The 564-nt window shown below is 42.6% G+C and carries 1 protein-coding gene; it reads right to left on the bottom strand.

Features of this window, described 5'->3' with window-relative positions; translation table 11 throughout:
* On the bottom strand, positions 1-564 hold a 564-nt coding region (locus ACFODW_RS18345; protein WP_449366252.1), incomplete at both ends, for a DDE-type integrase/transposase/recombinase.

Below are 564 nucleotides of genomic sequence, written 5' to 3'. Positions count from 1 at the left end.
TAAACTTTACAACATTCTCTATCTTTCCTTTGGATTCCGGGTCTGCTTTCCTGCATAGATATACGCGAAAATCCCGGTTCTGTTTATAGGCCTGAAATTCCTCTGTCAATATAAGATCCCCTCCATTCTCACTGACCGTCATTAATTTATCTTGGTCATAGACAATCTCTTCTGTGATCCCTCCAAAATACTCAAAAGCATTTTCGTGGCATCTAAGGACATCCCTTGTAGTGAATGGTCTCTCCTGCCACTCCGCATATTTGTATCGTGAGTGCGAAAGTACAAATGCTATCACATAAACCTTCATGGTTCTTCCATCAGTAACCTTCACTTTCAACTCTCCAAAATCCACCTGCATCTGTTTACCTATCGGTAATTCTTGTATCGCCTCAAAGTGCCGTTTATGCATGATTTTGGGGATATGATATTGTGAACGTAGTTCTCTTACATAGCTCCTCACCGTGCTCTCGCCAATCTCCCGAAAACCACATCTTTCTTCCAACCAATCAGATATTTGGGAGGCCGAGAGGTCTGGGTGTTCCCGCAGCCAATCCAGTATAATTT

The sequence above is a fragment of the Virgibacillus sediminis genome, assembly GCF_042643265.1.
Classification (GTDB): Bacteria; Bacillota; Bacilli; order Bacillales; family Amphibacillaceae; genus Virgibacillus_O; species Virgibacillus_O sediminis.
The sequence above is the reverse complement of the archived record's forward strand: the minus strand, read 5'-3'. Positions and strand labels throughout refer to the sequence as shown.